The organism is Embleya sp. NPDC055664 (genome assembly GCF_053618075.1).
Map to the genome: position 1 here is coordinate 1 of NZ_JBSHGZ010000047.1, position 19,661 is coordinate 19,661.

Sequence of the window (19,661 nt, forward strand, 5' to 3'; positions counted from 1 at the left end):
GGCCTGTAACCCACCCGGGTGGGCCCGGCCGGTCGCACCCCCCCGGGTGGGTTACAGGCCCCTGGCCAGGTGGTTGGTCAGGAGGCGGGTGAAGCGGGCCGGGTCGGGGAGGTCGCCGCCTTCGGCGAGCAGGGCGCCGCCGTAGACGAGTTCGACGATTTCGGCGAGTGCCGGATCCTCCGCGTTCGTCGCGTGGGCCGCGCGCAGGGCGGTGATCAACGGGTGCGTCGGGTTGAGTTCCAGGATGCGCTTGACCGGGGGCATCTCCTGGCCCATCGCCCGGTACATCTTCTCCAGGGTCGGCGTCATGTCGTGCGCGTCGCCGACGATGCAGGCCGCCGACGTGGTCAGCCGGGACGACAGGCGTACCTGCTTCACCTGCTCGGACAGCGTCGTGGTCAGCCAGGGGAGCAGGGCGGCGAAGTCCTCCTCGCGCTTGGCCTTGTCCGACTCGGCCTCGCCGTCGCCGTCGGCGGGCTCGTCGAGGTCGACCTGCCCCTTGGCGATGGACTGCAGCGCGTGGCCGGCGAACGCCGGGACCTGGTCGACCCAGACCTCGTCGACCGGGTCGGTGAGGATCAGCACCTCGTACCCCTTGGCGGCGAACGCCTCCATGTGCGGGGAGTTCTCCACCATCGCCCGGGTCTCGCCGGTCAGGTAGTAGATCGCGTCCTGACCGTCCTTCATGCGCTCGACGTACTCGCGCAGCGTGGTCGTCTTCTCCGGGTCGTGCGTGGAGGCGGCCGACACCAGCTCCAGCAGCGCCTCGGTGTTGTCGGTGTCCTCGAGCAGGCCCTCCTTCAGCGCCCGGCCGAACTGCGCCCACAACTTCGTGTAGCGCTCGCCGTCCTTGGCCTGCATGTCCTTGATCGCGCCGAGGACCTTCTTCACCAGGCGCCGGCGCACCCCGCGGATCTGCCGGTCGTGCTGCAGGATCTCGCGGGAGATGTTCAGCGACAGGTCGTGCGCGTCCACGACACCCTTGACGAAGCGCAGATAGTTCGGCATCAGCGCTTCGCAGTCGTCCATGATGAACACCCGCTTGACGTACAGCTGTACGCCGCGCTTCGTCTCGCGCGAGAACAGGTCGAACGGGGCCTGCGACGGGATGAACAGCAGCGCCTCGTACTCGAAGTTGCCCTCGGCGCGCATGTGGATCGTCTCGGCCGGGTCGAGCCCGTCGTGGCTGATCTGCTTGTAGAACTCGGCGTATTCGGCCTCGGTCACCTCGCTGCGCGGCCGGGCCCACAGCGCCTTCATCGAGTTGAGCGTGTCGACGCCGTGCGTGGTGACGCCGTCGGCGTCGGTCCGCTCCGTCGCCATCCGGATCGGCCAGCGGATGAAGTCCGAGTACTGCTTGACGATCTGCCGGATCTTCCACTCGGACAGGTAGTCGGCCAGCCCGTCCTCGTTGTCGGCGGCCTTCAGGTGCAGGGTGACCGAGGTGCCCACGGGCAGGTCGTCGACGGCCCGGATCTCGTAGGTGCCCTCGCCGTCGGACTCCCACGCGGTGCCCGAGTCGGTGCCCGCACGCCGGGTGCGCAGGGTGACCTTGTCGGCGACCATGAACGCCGAGTAGAAGCCGACGCCGAACTGTCCGATCAGGTTCTGCGCCGCGGCGCCGTCCTGGGTCTCCTTGGCTTCCTTGAGCTTCTCCAGCAGACCGGCGGTGCCGGACTTGGCGATCGTGCCGATCAGTTCCACGAGGTCGTCCCGGCTCATGCCGATGCCGTTGTCGCGCACGGTCAGCGTGCGGGCGTCCTTGTCGACGGCCAAGGCGATGTGCAGGTCGGACGTATCGACCTCGAGGTCGGAGTCGATCAGCGACTCCAGTCGCAGCTTGTCCAGAGCGTCGGAGGCGTTGGAGATCAGCTCACGCAGGAAGATGTCCTTGTTGGAATAGATCGAATGGATCACCAACTGGAGCAACTGCCGGGTCTCGGCCTGGAATTCCAACGTCTCGACACTGCCACCCGTGCCCACTCTGGGGTCTCCTTATCTCGCTGTCGTCAGATCGGCGTGGTCTCAGCCACGACACGATATGGCGGAGCGCGCGGACCCGTCCACACGACGCGCGTCCCCCGGGTGGGTCTACGTCACCGCCGTGCCTGCCCGACCGTGTTTCCCTCGAAAGGGGGGGTTGGGGAGCTTTCGGGAGCTTTCGCATGACCGTTCGGGTGAGCCTCGAAGCGGTGATGGCGCGTTCGTGGCGCGCAATCGGCGCCGCCGACGGCCCGCTCCTGCGCTACCTCGGCGCCCTGGAGGCGTTCGACCGGCACTTCCCCGGCTTCCACAGCGAAACCCACGGCGTCGTCGTCGACCCGGAGAACGGCGACTACCGCATCGAGTGTGTGCACCCGGACCGGGAAAACGCCCTGGGCGGCTGAACCGCCGGTCGGCGACCGGCGATTGTAGGGGGCGACACGCGTAGGCAGGATTGGCCGGGCCCACGAAGCGGGAGACCGCTCGTCGTGCGGTCGGCCAATGTTCGACCCTGGACACGTTCGTAGGGTCGTGCTCGTTCATACGAGGCATCCGCGCGTCCCCCACCCGCCCCGCCGGATTGCGGACTCTGCCGCCGCCCGTGCCGCCGCACGTCGATCCGTTCCGCGCCGGGACGCGGGTCGACACGCGGCGACGCGTCGCCTCGACAGTGCGCCGACAACCGTGGCGGGGGCGGGTGTTCGGGTACGTCTGCGGATCTGACTCCGGAGACGAGCATGACGATAACGTCGGCGCACCGAACGAGTGAACACCACCCCGACGCGGCGACCGCGACGGCGACGGCGAGAACTCCCCATCGGCGCGCCCGTCCCGCGCGCCGAGTCCTGGCGGTGGGCCTGGCCCTCGCCGCGTGTCTGGGCGCGATATCCGCGACGGCGTCGGCGGCCGAGGTCGACGACACCGACGGTGCGGCGAACTCCGTTGCCGCGCTGGAGCGTTACCACCACCAACGGCTCGACTGGCGCAGTTGTGTCCTGGGCCCGGACGACGCCGTGGGCCAAGGGCTCGAACGCGGCGGCGCCCGCTGCGCCGACGTGACCGTCCCGCTCGACTACGCCAACCCCCGGGGCCGGACGATCACCGTCGCGATCTCGCGGATCCGGGCCACCGACACCCGGCACCGGATCGGCACGATGCTGACCAACCCGGGCGGCCCCGGCGGCGCGGGCCTCGACATGACCCTGGATTTGCGTAGCGCGATGAAGGAGGTCGGCGCGCGCTACGACCTGATCGGCATGGATCCGCGGTTCGTCGGCCGCAGTACGCCGCTGGATTGCGGATGGCCGGTCGGCACCAACCTCTTCTCGGCCGGCCTGAGTCGGGCGAGCTTCGATCGTCAGGTCGCGCTGCAGAAGGATCTGGCCGACCGGTGCCGGGCGACCAACGCGGCGGTACTGCCGTACATCAGCACCCGCAACACCGCCCGCGACATGGACGTCGTGCGGGCCGCGCTCGGCGAGCGGCGCGTGTCCTACTTCGGCTATTCGTACGGCACCTACCTCGGCACGACCTACACCCAGATGTTCCCCGGCCGCGTCGACCGCGTCGTCCTGGACGGCGCGCTCGACCCGCGCCACTACGGCCCCCGGGCGTTGCGCGGCAGCGAGGGCGAGAACGATCGGGCGCTGTCCGACTGGGCGGCCTGGACCGCGCTTCGGGACGACACCTACCACCTCGGCCGCACCCGCGCCGAGGTGCTGGCCACGGTGACCCGCGTCCAGGAGGCGTCGGCGCGCGACCCGCTCGTCGTCGGTACCGCCCCGGAAGTCTTCCGGCTGGACGACAGCCGGGTCGGGCTCGTGTTGCTGATGGAAAACGCGGACGACACCGACGCGGCGCGGACGGTGTTCGCCGCCGAGGTGGCCACCCTGGCCAGGGCCGCGGCGGGGCAACCGGCGCCGGTGTCGCCGGACTTCGCGGGGAAGCTGCGGATGTTCCTGACCGGCGGCAACGGACCCACGGGCGCCCAGACCGCCATCCTGTGCGGGGACGTGGCCGCGCCGCGCGATCCCGAGGTGTACTGGCGCGACGTCGAGGCGTCCCGCGCCGCGCACCCGCTGTACGGCCCGTTCACCAACAACATCGTGCCGTGCGCCTTCTGGGACGCGCCGCGCGAGGACCCGGTGCGGGTACGGCGCGACGTGCCGATGCTGATCGTGGCCGCCGACGGTGACCCGCGGACCCCGTACACCGGCAGTGTGGCGCTGCACACGTTGTTGCCGAGTTCCCGGCTGCTCACCCTCCAGGGAGCCAACCGGCACGCGGTCTACGGGCTCTACGGCAACTCCTGCGTGGACGACCGGGTCAACGACTACCTGGCCACGGGCCGACTGCCGAGGACCGACGGCACCTGCGTCAAGTAGCCGAGAACCGAGTGCCCCGTCGACCCGAGGTCGGCGGGGCACTGTGCCGCGACCCGATCAGCCGACGCCGCGTGGGCGGAACTGGATGCTGATGCGCGGTCCCGTCGCCCTGGTCGTCTTGGGGATCGCGTGCTCCCAGGCGCGTTGGCAGGAGCCGCCCATCACGATCAGGTCACCGTGTCCGAGCGGGCGGCGCAGCACCGGCTCGCCGCCGCCGCGCGGCCGAAGCAGCAGATCGCGCGGCGCGCCGACGGACGCGATCGCGACCATCGTGTCGGCGTGCGCGCCGCGGCCGTCGCGGTCGCCGTGCCAGGCGACGCTGTCCCGGCCGTCGCGGTACAGGCACAGGCCGACGCTGAGGAACGGCTCGCCCAGCTCCGCCGCGTAGTGCTCGGAGAGCCGGTCGCGCGCCTCGGCGAGGGCGGGGTGCGGCAGCGGGTCGGCGGCGCGGTAGTGGGCGAGCAGCCGGGGGACGTCGACGACCCGTTCGTACATCAGCCGCCGTTCGGCCCGCCAGGGAACCGTCTCGGCGAGCGCGGTGAACAGCGTGTCGGCGCCCGCCACCCACCCGGGCAACTCGTCGATCCACGCGCCGCGGCCCAACACGGTGCGGCGCAGCCCGCATGGCGGGCCGACGTGGACGACGTCGCCCTGGTCGAAGAGCGAACCCTGGAGTGAGCCGGACATTCCACCACGATACCCCATCGATCCGAACGTCTGTTCGAACAGGGGAGGCGTGGCCCCGCTACAGTTCGGCCGCTTCCCACCGGGGCCGGGGCCGGGGGCGGGTCGGGGGTCGTAGGTCGGTGGGCGGGGGTGAACCGGTGTCCATGACGACCCTTCGGGAGGGCGGCTCCGCAAGCTGAGGTACGGAGCGTCGTCGGGCCGGTCGCCCGGGGCTCGGCGACTTCGCGCGGCGACCTGCCGTGGTGGTGGCCCCAGTGGTACCATCGGGGGCATGAGCGATCCGAAAGCCATAAACCTCCGCTTTCCGGACCCGGCACAGCGAGCCGCGATCGCCGCAGCCGCCAAGGCCGAGGGGGTCAGCATGCAGGAGTACATCCTGGGTGCCGCCTATGCGCGGGCAACTGCCCTCGAAAACCGCTTCATTGACGCTTTCCGCGCGTCGATGGCCCGCAGCGGTGAAGCGTTTGCCGCTGCGGCCGGCGATGCCGACCCCACGCCGGAATACCGAGCCGCGGAACGTCAGGCCGCAGCCGAGTTGGAGTCCGAGTCCGCCGCGCCCAAGCGGGGCCACGCCGCGTGAGTGACCCGCAACGACCGCACATGGATGTCGCGTTCCTGCTGCACGTCGCCGAACTCCTGCCCGGTGACCCCCAGGTTGATGACCTCGGCCCACTGTATGCCGCAATCGGCCGCGTCCAGGCCCATGCGATGGACCGCGACGTCTATGGGTCCGACCACCTGAAGGCTGCCGCGCTCCTGCAGACCCTGGTTCGACTGCCTTGCCTCGAACACTCCAACGAAGCATTCGCGTGGCACGCCACCGAAGCCTTTCTCTTCCTGTGCGGCCATCAGCTCGACTACCCGCCGAAGGAAGCTGTCGTCCTGGTGAACGAAGCCACCCACAATACGATCGGCATCCGCCACATAGCCCGCCGCCTGCGGGACTGGACGACGACCACGCCTTCCTGAACCGGGTGTCACCCGGTGGTGGTCAGGGGTGGTAGGGCGATCGTGGGGTCGCCGAGGAGGACCAGGCTTTGGCGGTCGAGGGCTGCTACGCGGAGTCGGGTGAGGGTTTCGCGGACCGAGGTGTTGCCGTTGGCCAAGGTGTCGCGCAGGCGGGCCCAGCGGGTGTGCAACTCGCCGACGTCGGCGCGGTATTCGGCCAGGGTCAGGCCCAGTGGCTCGCCCGCGTACAGCCGGCTGGACAGCGCGGAGACCAGGCGACCGCCGAGGCCCTGGCCGGTGTCGTCGACGCGCAGGGTCCAGCTGAACGTCGGCTCGACGTGCCCGAGTACGGCCCGCACCGGCTGTTCGCGGCCCAGCAGTTCCAGCGGCGCCGGCGCCACCATTGTGCCCAACCCCGCGACCGCCTCGACCGTACCGAGCGCGGAGCTGCCGACCGGAAGCAGCCCGGCGTAGAAGCTCTCACCGGCCGCGCCGGCCGAGCAGCACGCCTGGGCGTACCACACACACCCGCCCGGAATGCCGTCGCACAACGTGCGCAGCGGCACGGTGGTGTGCGTGCCGTCCACCGGCAACCCGAGCATCGCACGCATCCCGGCGGGATCGCCGAGCGGACCGGTGCGGCCGTGGCTGGAGGTGGCCAGCAGCCCCGGGCGCAGCTCGGCGAGGGCGCCCATCAGCGCGTCGCCGGTCGCTTCGGCCGCGGTCACGTCGCGGAACCCGGCCAGCGGGGGCGGGGTGAGCCGGGCCGCCAGCGGGGCGGCGATCACCGCGCGCATCAACGCCGTGATGTCCAGCGGGCCGTGGTCCACCGTCCAGGTCACCGCCCGGTCGGTCCGCGCCTCGGCGCCGGCCCAATCCGTGAGCAGCGCCCGGACGTAGTGGGCGAGCGCATCCCCGGCCAGGGGGATGCGCCCGACCAGATGCCTGGTGCCCAGCGTGTACTGCACGGACCACGGGATCACGTCCGGGCCGCCGATGATCGCCACGTACTTCGGGAGCCGACCCCGCCCGGTCCCGAACTCCGAGAGCCCGATGGCCGGTTCCTGGGGCGGGTCGGCGGCGAAGTACCGGCGCAGCAGATGGTCGGGCAGATCCGGACTCCAGCGCAGCACCACGGTGCCCGGCCGCGCCGCCAACAACTCGCGGACCGGTTCGGCCGCGTCCTCGCCGGCCGCCTTCGCCGCGTCGGACACCTGCGGATCGGTACTGTCCGGCAGCAGGATTCCATAGCCGACGTCGGCCGAACGCCAATCCCGCGGATCGGCCGGGGCCGCGAACGGGAGCACCGCCTGGGAGCGCGGCATGCCGCCCTTCCCGGCGCCCCACGACGCCGCGCCGTCGTCGATCGTGGCCTGGGCGACCTCATCCCCGGTCCAGGCGTCGAGCTGGATGTCCGCCGGCAGCGTCATCGGCCCGCCTCCGCCAAACGTGCCCGCAGGTCCGCGATCAGCGCGTCCACCTGCGCCAACAGCGCCGGATCGGTGGTGACCGGATCCAGGGTCGCCCGGAAACGTTCGTGCGTGTCCAGCCGCCCCTGGAGGTTCGCCAGCTCGGACGAGTCCGCGGCCGAACTCGCCGCGATCCGCAGTGGGTCGTCCTGGAGGTAGAGCACCGGGTCCGACCACGCGTCGGTCTGGGCCGGATCGTCCCGGGCCAGCGCCTGGCGCGGGGCGGTGAAGGTGGCCGCCCAGTCGATCTCGTGCTCGCCCGGATCCTTCAGCGTGCCGCGCACGGTGGCGAGCACCTCCGGGTACAGCGCCGCGCAGAACCGGTCCGTGTCGTTCAGGTCGATCAGCCGGCGCATGCCCGCGACCGCCGGCAGCCCCTGCGAGACGAGGTCGTGGGCGAGCGAGAGGGTGTCGGAGGTCTGCGCCGTCTGACACGCGCCCAGGACCACCAGCCACGGCGCGCACGGGATCAACGCGACCACCAGGTCCGGCAGTTTCAACTGCACCGAGCCGACGGGCTCCCCCGCGTCGAAGTCGGCGGTGTGGGCGAAGGCCAGCGTTCGTACACCACCGGCCGCGCCGCCGTGACAGAGCAGGTGCACGAGGTGCGGCTTGGCCGCGGTGATCCGCTTGGCCAACTCCGGGGCGGTGCCGGGGAGTACGTCGGCGGTGACGTCGGGGCGCCCGGCCGCCGCGACGCGGTCGAGCACGGCCCGCTCGGCGCTGATCACGTGCAGCCGGGTGTCCAGCGCCCGCGCGTCGGGCAGTGCGCAGGCCGCGAGCAGTGCCTCCAGTTGGGATGCGCCGGTGCGCCCCGCCGCGGACAGGACGGCGACGATGCGCAGCGGCGGAGTGAACGTGCGGCGATCGACGGGGCTGCGGATGGCGGCGATGCGCACGATCGGCCAGCGCGCGTCGAGCGCGATGAACCCCTGGGCGGCGGAGCGTAGTTGCTCCCACGGCAGCTGGTCGGCCAGGTTCGAGACCATGTGCAGGTACAGCGGCGTCGGTCCGGCGGCGGGCGGTTGGGCGAGGGCGGCGCTCAGGCCCTGACCGACCGCGGGATGCCGGCACAGCCGTTTCAGCAGCGCCTCGCCCCGGCTGGAGACGGTGCCGCCGGGATCGGAGACGTCGGTGACCCGGTTGGCGCCGAGGCCGGGGATGTTGGCGGGCGCCTCGCGCAGTTTGAGCACGGTGCGCTCGTCCCCCAGCGGTTCGAAGCCGAGCACGGTGCGCATCACGTCTCCCGGATACGTTCGTCGACAAGCGCGCGCAACTCGGCGATGGCCTGGCCGACTCCCAGGTCGTATGCCTGTTTGGCGGCCGGGGTCTCGCCGGGGACGCCGGCGGTGCGGACCAGGGAGGCCACCTGGTTCTCGATGTAGCGCGTGGACGAGGCGACCCACATCGGCACGGAGTCGGCGTTCGCGTAGCGCGCGGTGATCTCGTCGCCGCCGGCCATGCCGAGGGCATCGGGCAGGATCTCGGTGCTGCTCGTCGAATTCGCGATCGGCGCCCGCCCGCTGAGCCAGGACATCCCGGGCGACTCCGGATCGGGCCACGCGTCCCGGAGCGCGGCGCCGACGAACTCGGGCTGGAGGTATACGAACAGCGACGGATCACGCGGAATCGGGACCGCGCCCGGGTCGCCGGCGACGAACGCGTGTGCCTGGGCCAACGCGTATCCGGCGGGATCGTGCGCCAGCGAGCTGTAGATCGTCGGCCCGGCCCGGCGCAGGCCGATGTGGTCGGCCATCATCCGGATCGCCGAGTCGCACGGATTGTCCGGCGGTGAGCCGAGGGACAGTACGGTCGCCCCGACGCGGTCGGCGAGGCGCCTTACCCGGTCGGCGGTGACGAACGCGCGGGTGGACCGGTCGGTGCCCGTCGCGGGATCGGGGTTGACCGAAAGCACCGGTCGGATGCCGTCGAACGTGCCGTCGGTGACGATGTGCAGGGCCCGGACCGCCTTGCCGTCGAGGCCGCCGGCGATCCAATTGCCCCACAGCGGCGGGCCGGTGGCCGGACCCGGGCCCTCGGGCCGCGGCGGACCGGACCGAGCGTAGCGCTGTGCGCCGTCGGGGTCGTGGACGTGGATCAGGTTGCCGTTGCGGCCGGTCGACAACAGCGCCCGCAACGCCTGTTCGCCGCCCCGCTCGGTGAACACGTGTACGTCCACCCGGCCGGCGACGCAGGCACGCAGCGAGGAGACGAACGCCGAGAGGTATCCGGCCACCCACGGTGCGTCCGGCGCGGTGGACAGCGCGACGGCCACGGTCCATACCCGCCCCGGATCGGATCCGGGTGGCAGGCGATCGGGCACCCGGACCAGCGGCCTGCCGGTGGCCGCGACGAAGGCGCCCTCCCACGGCACCCCGCCCAGGTGGCCGTAGGGCGGGACCAGTCGCAACCAGAGCGCGGTATCCGCCGGGAACTCGGCGCCCAGGCAGCGTACGACGCCCCCGACCAGATCGTCCGGCACGGTCGGGGCGCGCGGGGGTTCGACACCTTCCGAGAGCCCGAACCCGCCGTAGTCGAAGTCGCCCCGCCAGTATGTCTTCGTGCCCGCCGGCGTCGTGCCCGGGGGGAAGCCGAGCAGTTCGACCGTCGCGGTCGGCGACGCGCGCCCGAGATCGAGCCGCACCCGAAGCATCGCCAGGTGCCACTTCTCGACGGAGACCTCGGACATCACGACTCCTTCGATGCGGGCGGCGAACCGTGCCTTCCCGGCGGTTCGGGCCGGGGCGGGTCGGCGGATCCGGTTCCTCAGTCCGGTCCGGCCAGGGCGTGCATGGCCCACCACGTCGCCGGATTGCTGACGTCGCCGTGGCCGGTGATGGCGGGCTTCCCGTCGATCTGGACCCCGCCGTCGACGGCGATCACCCGTAGGCCGCCGCCGAGGGCGTAGTGGTCCTGGCCGGGTACGGCGGCGGATCGCCGGGTGGAGATGGCGTCGACGCCGGCGGGGCCGAACCCGCCCAGTGCGCCGTACAGTTCGGGATCGCCGATCGCCGCGACGCCCGGTTCGCCCAGTTGACTGCCGCGCATCGCGAGGTGAAAGAATTTGGTCAGCGGATCGTCGAACGCGGAGAACGTGGTGAGCAGCGGCCGGTCCACCAGGTCGAGGGCCGCGTGGTAGCCGCCGGAGCGGCCGGTGCCGGCGACGTCGGCCGCGAGGCACCAGCGGTTGACGGCCGCCTGGAGCAGCAACATCGACCGGGCGGGACGGGTCGGCGCGGCGGCCACCAGCGCCGACAACACCACCTTCGCGCCGAACGAGTGGCCGACCAGATGTAGTCGCACGCCGCTCTCGCGCAGGATGTGCGCGACGAGCGGCCCCACCCCCTTGGCGCCCACGTCACCCGCACGGGCCTTCATCGTCCACACCGTCGCGGCACGCAACAGGCTGCGCGGATCGAAGCCGCCGCCCGCGACCTGCAGGCCCGACGCGGCGGGGTGCGCGACGCCGAAATCCTCCGGGGCGGCGGGCGGGGCCGCGGCTCCGCCGCCGTCCAACGCCGCCCAGACGTCGAGGAATTCCTCGGCGGTGGGTGGCGGTGAGCCGTCGTCCGGATCGCGCCCGGCGCGCAGCGAGCCGAGCACGATCTCGGCGGCCCGTCGCGCGTCGTCGACGTCGATCGTGGTGCGGCCGTCCGTCAACTCGACGAACTCCGGGTCGGATTCGGCCTTCAGGGCGCCGGAGACCAGGCCGAACATCTCCTCGACCTGCCGCGCCTCCGCACCGTCGGGATCCGGTTCGGCGGCGATGTCGGGGCCCGCCTCCCAGGGCATGACGAAGCTCGTGGAGGGCCAGATGACGCCGATCAGCAGCGGTTTGTAGTCCGGCGGGAGCGGGAGGGCGAACTGCCGGCGCTGCTCGATGAACCCGTTGACGAAGCTGCGATAGCGGTCGAGGGCCTGCGCGAACACGTTGTTCCAGCCGTGCGAGAACAGGAAGACGTCGCTCACCCCGGCGAGCCGGCCCTTGATCTCCTGCTCGGCGACCGGGCTGCGCAGCCCGCCGTCGCGGTCGTAGCGGAGCAGGTAGAGATCCGCCGTCGAGCCCCCTTCGAGCGGAAACTGTTGAAAAGGACCAGACATCGTCCGGCTCCATGTCCGTGCGACAACGACGCATCCGTACGAGTGCGGAGCGATCTTGCTTCCATGCTTCCCCTCCGCCCCAGCCGCGGCAAGCGGGGGCCGTGCGGGTCGGGGCCGGTCGTCCGGGGGCGCGGGGTGGCGCCGCCCGAGCCGGGGCAGGCGGGGGTGGTGTGGGGCGGGCGGCCGGGATGGGACTGCGGGGGGCGGGCCGGGGCCGGGCCGGTTGTCCGGGGGAGCGGGGCCGTTCGGGCGGGCTGCGGGGCGGTTTCGGGCGGGGTCAGCCGGTGTTGCGGAGCAGGAGGCCGGCGGCCTGGGCCGGTACGTTGCCGGTCGGGAAAGTTGTGTAGTAGTCGTACTTGAGCTTGTTCCCCGGGACCTTGCTCAGTACGACCCAGCCGCCGCGCGCGCAGCCCTGCTTCGGGTTGCGGACGATGTCCTCGCGCAGGACGACCCGGTCGGCGCGGATGGCGGCGCGGTCCTCGGTCTCCAGGGTCAGGGTTCCGGAGCAGTTGCCGGGGTAGTCCGACTCGCCCACGACGGTTCCGGCCTTGCCCACGTGGAGTCGCAGGCCGACGATGAAGGTGGCGGTACTGACGGCGCTGCCATGCCAACTCGCGGCGAAATCGGTCGGCAGTTGGCGGGTGGTCGGCTGCGCGGTCGGGCGCGGGCTCGTGCTCCTGCTCGTGCTCGGCCCGGAGCCGGTGGGCAGCGGACCGTTGGGCGGCCTCGTGGTCGACCCGGCGCTCGCACGCGCGCTCGCGCTCGCGTCGGCGTCCGGTTTCGGGCCCGGGCTCGCGCCGCCGTCCGGGGAATCGATCGTGATCGTGGTGTCCGGGTCGGCCTCTAGCAGCACGCGCCCCGGCGAGAATTCCTGGACCACCCTGCCCTCCAGCGTCACCCGGAGCCCCTTCGCGGCGGTGACGCGGAAGACGTCCTCCTTGACCCGACCGTCCTCGCGATGCCGGATCACCACGATGAGTTCGTTCCCGGCGGTCGCCGCCTTCCTCGAGTAGTCGACGCCGCCGTCGACGCTGAATGTGCCCGCCGGGGTGACCCAGCGCGCCCCGAGCGATACGGAGATCTTCCCGCGCGTCGAGATGGAGAACTTGATCGGCCCGATGGCGTAGCCGAGTACCGGATCGTCGAGACCCGTCTTCCGTTCGCCGTCCTCGTCGAATCCCAGGTAGCCGCACGAGGTGGCGCCGAACAACGCCATCACCGTGCACACCGTGACCAGTCCCGCCCGTGTCCCGACCCGCCGCACCCGCATCGCGTTCCTCCCCCGAGAACACCCGCCGTGGAGTCGAGTATGCGCCCGAATTCGGCCGAACACGCGGAAACCTTCTCGATGGGGGCACGCGGGTGTCGCCCGGCGGGAAATCCGCCGGGCGACACCGTGCGTTCAGGCGTTTCGGGCCGGACTCAGCAGGCGCCGAGGTCCTGCCAGACGCCCCACTGGCCGGTGGTGCCGGGCGTCTCGCCGGTTGTCCACCACTTGGCCTTCCAGGTGTGGCCCTGGTACGAGACCTGCTGCCCGCCGGTGTAGACGGTGCCGGAGGCCCACGGCGGGGCCGTGCACTGGTGGCCGTTGCCACCGGTGATGGTCAGCGTGTAGGTCGCCGAGTGGCTGACGGACGTGCCGACGCCGGTCACCGTCAGGGTGTACGTACCCGAGACGGCCGCCGACGTCGTGGTGATGGCCAGCGTCGAACTGTCGCCCGCCGTCACCGATGTCGGGCTGAGCGAGGTCGAGACGCCGGCGGGGGCGCCGCTGACGGTGAGGTTCACCGTCTGCGCCGAACCCGTCGTCACCGAGGTGTTCACCGTGCTGGTGGTCGAGTTGCCCGCGGCGACCGTTCCGGAGGCGGGCGTCGTCTGTACCGCGAAGTCGTTGGTCGGGGTCGTCGTGCCGCTGGTGAACGGTGCGAAGACGTGGCTGAAGTCCCACTGGTTGCCCGGGATTCCGGAGCAACTGTCGGAGGAGGCCCCGCAGTTGCCGCGGTCCCGTTGGAGCGCCCAGAAGGAGAGCGTGTTGATGCCCTTCGACACCGCCCAGTTGTACACCTGGTTGGCGTTGGCCAGGGTGAATGTCTCGGCCGCGCCGAAGTCGTCGATGCCGGGCATCTCGGTGACGCCGATCATGCCCCAGAGCTGCGTGGGGGTCTTGCCCGGGTAGAGCTGCGCGAGGGTGTTGTACAGGCCCTGCGCGGCCGTCTCGGTGTCGTTGGCCATGTTGTGCGTGGCGTTGTCGTAGTAGTCGAACGTCATCAGGTTGACCACGTCGACCCGCGTGCCGTTGCTCACCGCGTTGCGCAGCAGCGCCACGCTGTTCTCGGCGAGGCCGTGGGTGGTGGTGGGCAGCGTGTAGGAGATCTCGACCTTGCGCCCGTTGGCCGCGGCCCAGTCCTGGACCAGCTTGATCGCCTTGTTGCGGCGGTCGATGCCGGCCGTCTTGTCGAGCGCGTCGACCTCGATGTCCATGTCGAGGCGGGAGATGTCGTAGGTCGTGATGACCTTCTTGTACACCTCGGCGATCTGGTTGACGTCGGTGCAGCTGTCCGCGATCTCGGTGTTCGTGGTGTCCGCGGTGTAGCCGCCGAAGGAGGGGATCACGTCCCCGCCCCGGCCCTGGATCGTCTTGATGTCGGCGCCGAACGTGGACTGGGCGATCGGCATGCCGCTGTCGCCGTTCCAGTACGCCGTGCACGAGCCCGAGGTGGCGGTCTGCAGGAACGCCATGGTCAGGTGCTTCGCGCCCGATTGGGCGGACAGCGCGGCCGGACTGTCCCCGGTCCACGCCTCGAAGTAGGGGGCAAAGACGTGTGCGGGCAGGGGAGTCGCGGCCTGGGCGGGGCCGGCTCCGAAGGCGGTGAGGCTCACCGCCGCGGCGGCGGTGACGGTGGCGGCGACGGCCGCTCGTAACGTACGGAGGAGTCGCATGTGCGTGCGTCCAGACTGTGAGAGGGGACGGACCGCCGTCGCTTCGCGTGGCTCTCGGCGGCATCGGTATGAGATAGCTCACGCGGTATCGAAGTCAATGGTCTGGACCAAAAATGGACTAGACCATTTTTGCGAGCCGCGACGCTCCGCCCCTGGCCGGACCCGTTTCGGGGCGGCCGACCACTCGCTCGGGCAATGTCCGCCAACCCCTCCCGTCGGGGCGCGGGCACCTCCGCCGACGCCTCGCCGGCACCTCGTCGGACACGCCTCGCCGGGCCCGACGGACCGGGCTCGGGCGACGATGGCGATTCCGGCCCTCCCGTGGTCACCTTTGGGTTCCTCGGGCACCGAAAAGTGCGTTCTTCCAGGTCGGGGATCGCTCTCCTATGGTTCCCGAGTAACCATCGGAGACCACTACGGAGGCAGCACCATGGCCATCACTCTCACCGACCCCGCCGGTCTGCCGGAGATCGACGTGTATCGCCAGGTGTCGGTCGGCACCGGGTCGAAGCTGGTCTTCCTGGCCGGGCAGGTCGCCTGGGACGCCGACGGGGTCACGGTCGGCGAGGGTGATCTCGCCGCCCAGGTCGAACAGTGCTACCGCAACGTCGCCACCGCCCTGGCCGGTGTCGGGGCGACCTTCGACGACGTCGCGAAGTTGACCGTGCACGTCGTCGACTGGACGCCCGACAAGATGTCGCGACTCCTCGACGGCATCGCCCGCGCCGCCGCCGCGCTGGGGGTCACACCCGCGGCTCCGGCCACCCTCCTGGGCGTCGCCGCCCTGGACATTCCCGCCCATCTGGTCGAGGTCGAGGCCATCGCGATCCTGGACTGAACCCCACTCTCCGGGCCCGTTGTCCACCGATCGGTGGACAACGGGTTCCGTCGGTCGAGGCTGTCGAGCCAACCGGCCCGACGAACAGGATTCGGACATGACGAAACTTCCTGTTCGAGTGGCCGGGTGGAGTGCTCGGCGTCCCTGGTGGGCGATCGCCGGCTGGGTGCTGTTTGTCGCGTTGTGCCTCGGGGCCGGCATCGCCGCCGGTACGAATACGGCCACCAGCGAGGACTATCGGGTGGGCGAGGCCGGTCGCGGGGAAGCGCTGGCCGCCCAGGGCGGCCTGGAGCAGCGCCCGATGGAGCGGGTGCTGATCACCGCGAAGGCCGGCGCGGAACGGGTGGGCCCGGAGGCGGACGCCGCGGCCGGCGAGATCGCGGACCGTATGCGGCAATTGCCCGAGGTGGCGTCGGTCGGCGCGCCGGTGCGCGCGGCCGATGGCAGGGCCGTCCGCGTCGACGTCACCATGAAGGGCGAGGAGCAGGACGGGAAGAAGCACGTCGACCCGCTCCTGGCGCAGACCGCGAAGGTGCGGGCGCAACATCCGAGGTTGCGGATCGAGGAGAGCGGCGGCCCCTCGATCAGCAAGGACGTCCAGGGCCAACGCGGCGACGACCTCGCCAAGACCGAGATGATCGCACTGCCGATCACCCTGATCACGCTGTTCATCGTGTTCCGCTCGGCGGCGATGGCCGCCGTGCCGCTGGTGCTCGCGCTGTCCGCGATCGTGGCGGCCGTCGGCCTGTCGATGATCGCGTCGCACGTCTTCCCGGACGCTGGGGTCGGCACCAACGTCATCCTGCTGATCGGCCTGGCCGTCGGCGTCGACTACGCGCTCTTCTACCTCAAGCGCGAACGCGAGGAACGGGCCCGCTCGGGCGGGCGACTCGACTCCCGAGCCCTGGTCGAACTGGCCGCCGCCACCTCCGGACACGCCGTCGTGGTCTCCGGGCTCGCGGTCGCCGCCTCCAGCGCGACGCTGTTCCTGGCCGACGACGTGATCTTCTCCTCCATCGCCATCGGCGCGATCGTGGTCACCCTGGTCGCGGTGATCGGCTCGCTGACCGCGCTGCCCGCGCTGCTCGTCAAGCTCGGCGCCCGGGCCGAACGCCGCGCCGAGGCCAAGGCCGAGCGCGCGGCCCGCCGGGGCAAGCCGGTCGCCGCGAAGCCCGCGCGCAGTGGTGCCGGCCGGATCACCTCGACCATCCTGCGGGTCACCGCCGCCCGCCCGGCCGCGACGCTCGCCGTCGCCGTGTTCGCCATGCTGGCCCTGGCCGCCCCGCTCGCGAACCTGAAACTGACCGACATCGGCCGCGAAACCTACTCCCGGGACCTGCCCGCCATGGACACCTGGCACCGGCAGAACGAGGCGTTCCCGGAGCTGAAGTCGATGCACCAGGTCGTGGTCCGCGCCGACGCCGCCCGGGCCGACGAGGTGGCCGGCGCGCTGCGCGAGCTGGAGGTACGGGCCAAGACCGACCCGGCGCTTGCCGGCATCGCCGAACTGCGCACCTCGCCCGACCACCGGATCACCATGCTGGAACTGCGCGTACCGCACTTCGTCAGCACCGACACGGCGCAGGACTCCCTCGACCGGGTCCGCGACGACTACGTACCGGCCACGATCGGCCGACTGCGCGGGGTCGACGTGGCGGTCACCGGCGACGTGGCCCGCTACGCGGACTATCCCGAACACCAGAAGACCAAGCTGCCGATGATCGTCACGACACTGCTCCTGGTGACCTTCGTGATCACCGTGATCGCGTTCGGATCGGTGGTCCTGGGCCTGCTCGGCATGCTGCTCAACCTGCTGTCCGCCGGCGCCGCGCTCGGGCTGCTCGTCCTGGTCTTCCAGGGGAGCTGGGCCGAGGCGCTGCTCGACTTCGACTCGACCGGCTCGATCGGCTCCCGGGTGCCGCTGTTCCTGTTCGTGATCCTGTTCGGACTGTCCATGGACTACCAGGTGTTCGTGATCAGTCGGATCCGCGAGGCCGTGCAGCGCGGCGTGTCGACCCGGCAGGCCGTACTCGACGGGATCGGCAACTCGGCGGGCGTGGTCACCAGCGCCGCGTTCGTGATGGTCACCGTGTTCGCCAGTTTCATCGGCCTGCACCTGATCGAGATGAAGGAGTTCGGCTTCAGCCTCGCGGTGGCCGTGCTCCTGGACGCGTTCGTGATCCGGATCATGATCCTGCCCGCCGCCATGCTGCTGCTGGGCGAACGCAGCTGGTGGCCGGCGATCGGGCTGCGCCGGAGCCGGGGGCACACCCCCGCCGCCGAGGTTCGACCGATCCAAAACGTAGGCTGAGCGTCATGTCCGAACGGCCGCGGTCCACCGAGCGTTTCCCGATGTGGACGCTGCACCGCTGGTACATCCTGTTCTGGGTGCTGCTCGGGCTCGGCCCGATGGCCCTGGCCGGGACGGGCGATTCCGGTGCGAGGCGGCTGTGGGCGGTCGGGCTGCCGGTTCTGCTCGGCCTGTGCTATCTGGTCGTACGGGTGTTCCCGGGCAACCGGGTGCTGCGGCCGAGCGCCTTCCCGGCGGTATTGATCGTCGGCCTGGTCGCGCTGGCCTACGTGCGCGACGGCGGTGCGTCGTTGTACGTGGCGAGCCTTCCGCACTTCTGGTTCGCCGCCCGCGCCCCCTATCCCGCCATCATGCGCAGCGGCGTCGCCGCCGCCGGGACCGTGCTCGGCGGCGTCGCCTCGCAGGGCTGGAGCCCGGACCTGCTCACCGGGAACACCACGGCGACCCTGATCGCCTACGCGGTGAGCGTGCCGGTCGGCTTGTCGGTACATCGCTACATCGAGCAGAACGGGGCTCGCGTGCGGGCCTTGGACAGCGAACTCGCCGGCGCCCGGGAGCGGTTGGCCGACGCCGATCTGCGCCGGGGCGCCGCGGAGGAGCGGGAGCGGCTGGCCCGGGAGATCCACGACACCCTCGCCCAGGGGTTCGCGTCCATCGTGGTCCTCGCGGAGGCCGCGCGCTCGGGCCTGGCGAACGATCCGGACACGAGCGCGCGGCAGTTGGCGTCGATCGAGCGCACCGCCCGGGAGAACCTGGCCGAGGCGCGCGTACTGGTCGGCGCGGCCCCGCAGAGCGGCCTGGTCACCGGGTCGCCGGCCCGGGTGCTGCGCCGGACCCTGGACCGTTTCGCCCAGGACACCGGGATCACGGTCGACGCCGAACTGCCCGACGTCGAGTGTGACCAGCGCACCCGGATCGCGCTGCTGCGCTGTACGCAGGAGTCGTTGGCCAACATCCGCAAACACGCGGACGCCGGCACGGTGGGTGTGGTGCTCACCCGGGTCGCGGATGGTGTGGAGCTGGAGATCACCGACGACGGGCGGGGGTTCGTGGTGGACGAGGCCCGAGGCTTCGGCCTGGACGGGATGCGCCGGCGACTGGCCGAGCTGGGCGGCGAGTTGACGGTCACCAGTTCGGTCGGGGACGGTACCCGGATCCTGGCGATGATTCCCGTCGACGGCGCGGCCGGGGCGGATGTGGCGGATGTGGCGGATGTGCACGACTACCGGCGGGAGAGCACGACATGAGCAGCGACACGAGCGGGGACACGCTGCGCGTCGTCGTGGTCGACGACCACTCGGTGATGCGGGCGGGGGTGGTCGCGCTGCTGGCCGCGGATCCCACGATCGAGATCGTCGGGGAGGCGGGCGACGGGTTGGCCGCGGTCGAGTTGGTCGAGCGGCTCGAACCGGATGTGGCGCTGCTCGACCTGCGCATGCCGGTCCTGGGCGGGGTGGCCGCCACCACCCGCATCGTGGGACTGCGCAAGCGGACCCGGGTGTTGATCCTGACCACCTACGACACCGACGCCGAGATCGAGAGCGCGGTCGAGGCCGGCGCCATCGGCTACCTGCTCAAGGACGCCACCCGCGAACAACTGGTCGACGCCATCCGCTCGGCGGCCCGGGGCCAGACCGTACTGGCGCCCAGGGTCGCGGAGCGCCTGGTTGCCCGGATGCGCCGACCCGCCCCGGTGGTGCTCACCACCCGCGAGATCCAGGTCCTGAACGCGGTGGCGGACGGGCTGTCCAACGCGGACATCGGCGCCCGACTGGTGATCGCGGAGGCCACGGTCAAGACCCACCTGCTCCGCATCTTCGCCAAACTCGACGTCGGCGACCGCACCCATGCGGTGGTCACCGCGATCGAGACGGGGTTGCTTCCTCGGGGTGAGGGGGTTGACGGGAACACGGCGCACGGGTGAGGCCACGAGTGGGATGATCGCGGACACCCGGGCCGGGGGCCGGTCGGGTGAGGCGCGGCGCGGGCGGCGGGTGGCG

16 protein-coding genes are annotated in these 19,661 nt (G+C 71.4%); 8 read left to right on the forward strand and 8 right to left on the reverse strand.

Translation table 11 applies throughout. The features are described 5' to 3' along the window. Positions 1–51: 51 nt before the first annotated feature. Complete coding sequence (gene htpG / locus ACWGR4_RS42900; RefSeq protein WP_452133696.1) at positions 52–1,983, reverse strand: molecular chaperone HtpG; 1,932 nt, start codon at positions 1,981–1,983, stop codon at positions 52–54. A gap of 182 nt (positions 1,984–2,165) precedes the next feature. Here htpG and ACWGR4_RS42905 point away from each other — a divergent pair, with 182 nt between their 5' ends. Next, a complete protein-coding gene (locus ACWGR4_RS42905; protein WP_452133695.1) occupies positions 2,166–2,387 on the forward strand; it encodes an Orn/Lys/Arg family decarboxylase in 222 nt (73 codons plus the stop codon). 333 nt (positions 2,388–2,720) lie between these two features. After that, on the forward strand, positions 2,721–4,367 hold the full coding sequence (locus ACWGR4_RS42910) for an alpha/beta hydrolase (RefSeq protein ID WP_452133694.1): 1,647 nt from the start codon (positions 2,721–2,723) through the stop codon (positions 4,365–4,367). 57 nt (positions 4,368–4,424) lie between these two features. Here the strand turns inward: ACWGR4_RS42910 and ACWGR4_RS42915 are convergent, their stop codons facing one another. Then, a complete protein-coding gene (locus ACWGR4_RS42915) occupies positions 4,425–5,054 on the reverse strand; it encodes an alpha-ketoglutarate-dependent dioxygenase AlkB family protein (RefSeq protein ID WP_452133693.1) in 630 nt (209 codons plus the stop codon). A gap of 271 nt (positions 5,055–5,325) precedes the next feature. Here ACWGR4_RS42915 and ACWGR4_RS42920 point away from each other — a divergent pair, with 271 nt between their 5' ends. Together ACWGR4_RS42920 and ACWGR4_RS42925 are read left to right on the forward strand one after the other, a co-directional pair. Further along, on the forward strand, positions 5,326–5,634 hold the full coding sequence (locus ACWGR4_RS42920) for a hypothetical protein (RefSeq protein ID WP_380002348.1): 309 nt from the start codon (positions 5,326–5,328) through the stop codon (positions 5,632–5,634). A gap of 20 nt (positions 5,635–5,654) precedes the next feature. Then, positions 5,655–6,023: a fic family toxin-antitoxin system, toxin component gene (locus tag ACWGR4_RS42925; RefSeq protein WP_380002347.1), complete on the forward strand. Its 369-nt coding sequence runs from the start codon at positions 5,655–5,657 to the stop codon at positions 6,021–6,023. Positions 6,024–6,031: 8 nt separating this feature from the next. Here the strand turns inward: ACWGR4_RS42925 and ACWGR4_RS42930 are convergent, their stop codons facing one another. The 6 genes from ACWGR4_RS42930 to ACWGR4_RS42955 all read right to left on the reverse strand — a co-directional run bounded on the left by ACWGR4_RS42930 (position 6,032) and on the right by ACWGR4_RS42955 (position 14,512). Next, positions 6,032–7,432: a hypothetical protein gene (locus ACWGR4_RS42930; RefSeq protein WP_452133692.1), complete on the reverse strand. Its 1,401-nt coding sequence runs from the start codon at positions 7,430–7,432 to the stop codon at positions 6,032–6,034. Further along, positions 7,429–8,709 carry a CHAT domain-containing protein gene (locus ACWGR4_RS42935; protein WP_452133691.1) on the reverse strand — a complete coding sequence of 427 codons (1,281 nt, stop codon included), beginning with the start codon at positions 8,707–8,709 and terminating at the stop codon, positions 7,429–7,431. The genes ACWGR4_RS42930 and ACWGR4_RS42935 overlap by 4 nt, the downstream gene beginning before the upstream one ends. Continuing rightward, positions 8,709–10,160, reverse strand: coding sequence for a hypothetical protein (locus ACWGR4_RS42940; RefSeq protein ID WP_452133690.1), 1,452 nt, complete (start codon positions 10,158–10,160; stop codon positions 8,709–8,711). The genes ACWGR4_RS42935 and ACWGR4_RS42940 overlap by 1 nt, the downstream gene beginning before the upstream one ends. A 77-nt stretch (positions 10,161–10,237) precedes the next feature. Next, a complete protein-coding gene (locus ACWGR4_RS42945) occupies positions 10,238–11,572 on the reverse strand; it encodes a hypothetical protein (RefSeq protein ID WP_452133689.1) in 1,335 nt (444 codons plus the stop codon). 277 nt (positions 11,573–11,849) lie between these two features. After that, positions 11,850–12,842: a hypothetical protein gene (locus ACWGR4_RS42950; protein ID WP_452133688.1), complete on the reverse strand. Its 993-nt coding sequence runs from the start codon at positions 12,840–12,842 to the stop codon at positions 11,850–11,852. 152 nt (positions 12,843–12,994) lie between these two features. Next, positions 12,995–14,512 carry a glycosyl hydrolase family 18 protein gene (locus ACWGR4_RS42955; RefSeq protein ID WP_452130006.1) on the reverse strand — a complete coding sequence of 506 codons (1,518 nt, stop codon included), beginning with the start codon at positions 14,510–14,512 and terminating at the stop codon, positions 12,995–12,997. 430 nt (positions 14,513–14,942) lie between these two features. Here ACWGR4_RS42955 and ACWGR4_RS42960 point away from each other — a divergent pair, with 430 nt between their 5' ends. From ACWGR4_RS42960 to ACWGR4_RS42975, 4 genes are all read left to right on the forward strand, one after another. Continuing rightward, positions 14,943–15,350, forward strand: coding sequence for a RidA family protein (locus ACWGR4_RS42960; protein WP_452130007.1), 408 nt, complete (start codon positions 14,943–14,945; stop codon positions 15,348–15,350). Positions 15,351–15,447: 97 nt separating this feature from the next. After that, positions 15,448–17,661, forward strand: coding sequence for an MMPL family transporter (locus tag ACWGR4_RS42965; protein ID WP_452130008.1), 2,214 nt, complete (start codon positions 15,448–15,450; stop codon positions 17,659–17,661). Between the two features lie 5 nt (positions 17,662–17,666). Continuing rightward, positions 17,667–18,908, forward strand: a complete 1,242-nt coding sequence (locus tag ACWGR4_RS42970) for a sensor histidine kinase (RefSeq protein ID WP_452130009.1) — start codon at positions 17,667–17,669, stop codon at positions 18,906–18,908. Continuing rightward, complete coding sequence (locus ACWGR4_RS42975; protein ID WP_452130010.1) at positions 18,905–19,585, forward strand: response regulator; 681 nt, start codon at positions 18,905–18,907, stop codon at positions 19,583–19,585. Before ACWGR4_RS42970 ends, ACWGR4_RS42975 begins: the two co-directional genes overlap by 4 nt. Positions 19,586–19,661 lie beyond the last annotated feature (76 nt).

Bases quoted from the DNA above. Each gene is read 5' to 3' on its own strand.
- ACWGR4_RS42915 (WP_452133693.1), bottom strand. From the start codon at position 5,054: ATGTCCGGCTCACTCCAGGGTTCGCTCTTCGACCAGGGCGACGTCGTC.
- ACWGR4_RS42945 (WP_452133689.1), bottom strand. From the start codon at position 11,572: ATGTCTGGTCCTTTTCAACAGTTTCCGCTCGAAGGGGGCTCGACGGCG.
- ACWGR4_RS42950 (WP_452133688.1), bottom strand. From the start codon at position 12,842: ATGCGGGTGCGGCGGGTCGGGACACGGGCGGGACTGGTCACGGTGTGC.
- ACWGR4_RS42910 (WP_452133694.1), top strand. From the start codon at position 2,721: ATGACGATAACGTCGGCGCACCGAACGAGTGAACACCACCCCGACGCG.
- ACWGR4_RS42970 (WP_452130009.1), top strand. From the start codon at position 17,667: ATGTCCGAACGGCCGCGGTCCACCGAGCGTTTCCCGATGTGGACGCTG.
- ACWGR4_RS42960 (WP_452130007.1), top strand. From the start codon at position 14,943: ATGGCCATCACTCTCACCGACCCCGCCGGTCTGCCGGAGATCGACGTG.
- ACWGR4_RS42975 (WP_452130010.1), top strand. From the start codon at position 18,905: ATGAGCAGCGACACGAGCGGGGACACGCTGCGCGTCGTCGTGGTCGAC.
- ACWGR4_RS42965 (WP_452130008.1), top strand. From the start codon at position 15,448: ATGACGAAACTTCCTGTTCGAGTGGCCGGGTGGAGTGCTCGGCGTCCC.
- ACWGR4_RS42935 (WP_452133691.1), bottom strand. From the start codon at position 8,709: ATGCGCACCGTGCTCGGCTTCGAACCGCTGGGGGACGAGCGCACCGTG.
- ACWGR4_RS42905 (WP_452133695.1), top strand. From the start codon at position 2,166: ATGACCGTTCGGGTGAGCCTCGAAGCGGTGATGGCGCGTTCGTGGCGC.
- ACWGR4_RS42930 (WP_452133692.1), bottom strand. From the start codon at position 7,432: ATGACGCTGCCGGCGGACATCCAGCTCGACGCCTGGACCGGGGATGAG.
- ACWGR4_RS42955 (WP_452130006.1), bottom strand. From the start codon at position 14,512: ATGCGACTCCTCCGTACGTTACGAGCGGCCGTCGCCGCCACCGTCACC.
- ACWGR4_RS42925 (WP_380002347.1), top strand. From the start codon at position 5,655: ATGGATGTCGCGTTCCTGCTGCACGTCGCCGAACTCCTGCCCGGTGAC.
- ACWGR4_RS42940 (WP_452133690.1), bottom strand. From the start codon at position 10,160: ATGTCCGAGGTCTCCGTCGAGAAGTGGCACCTGGCGATGCTTCGGGTG.
- ACWGR4_RS42920 (WP_380002348.1), top strand. From the start codon at position 5,326: ATGAGCGATCCGAAAGCCATAAACCTCCGCTTTCCGGACCCGGCACAG.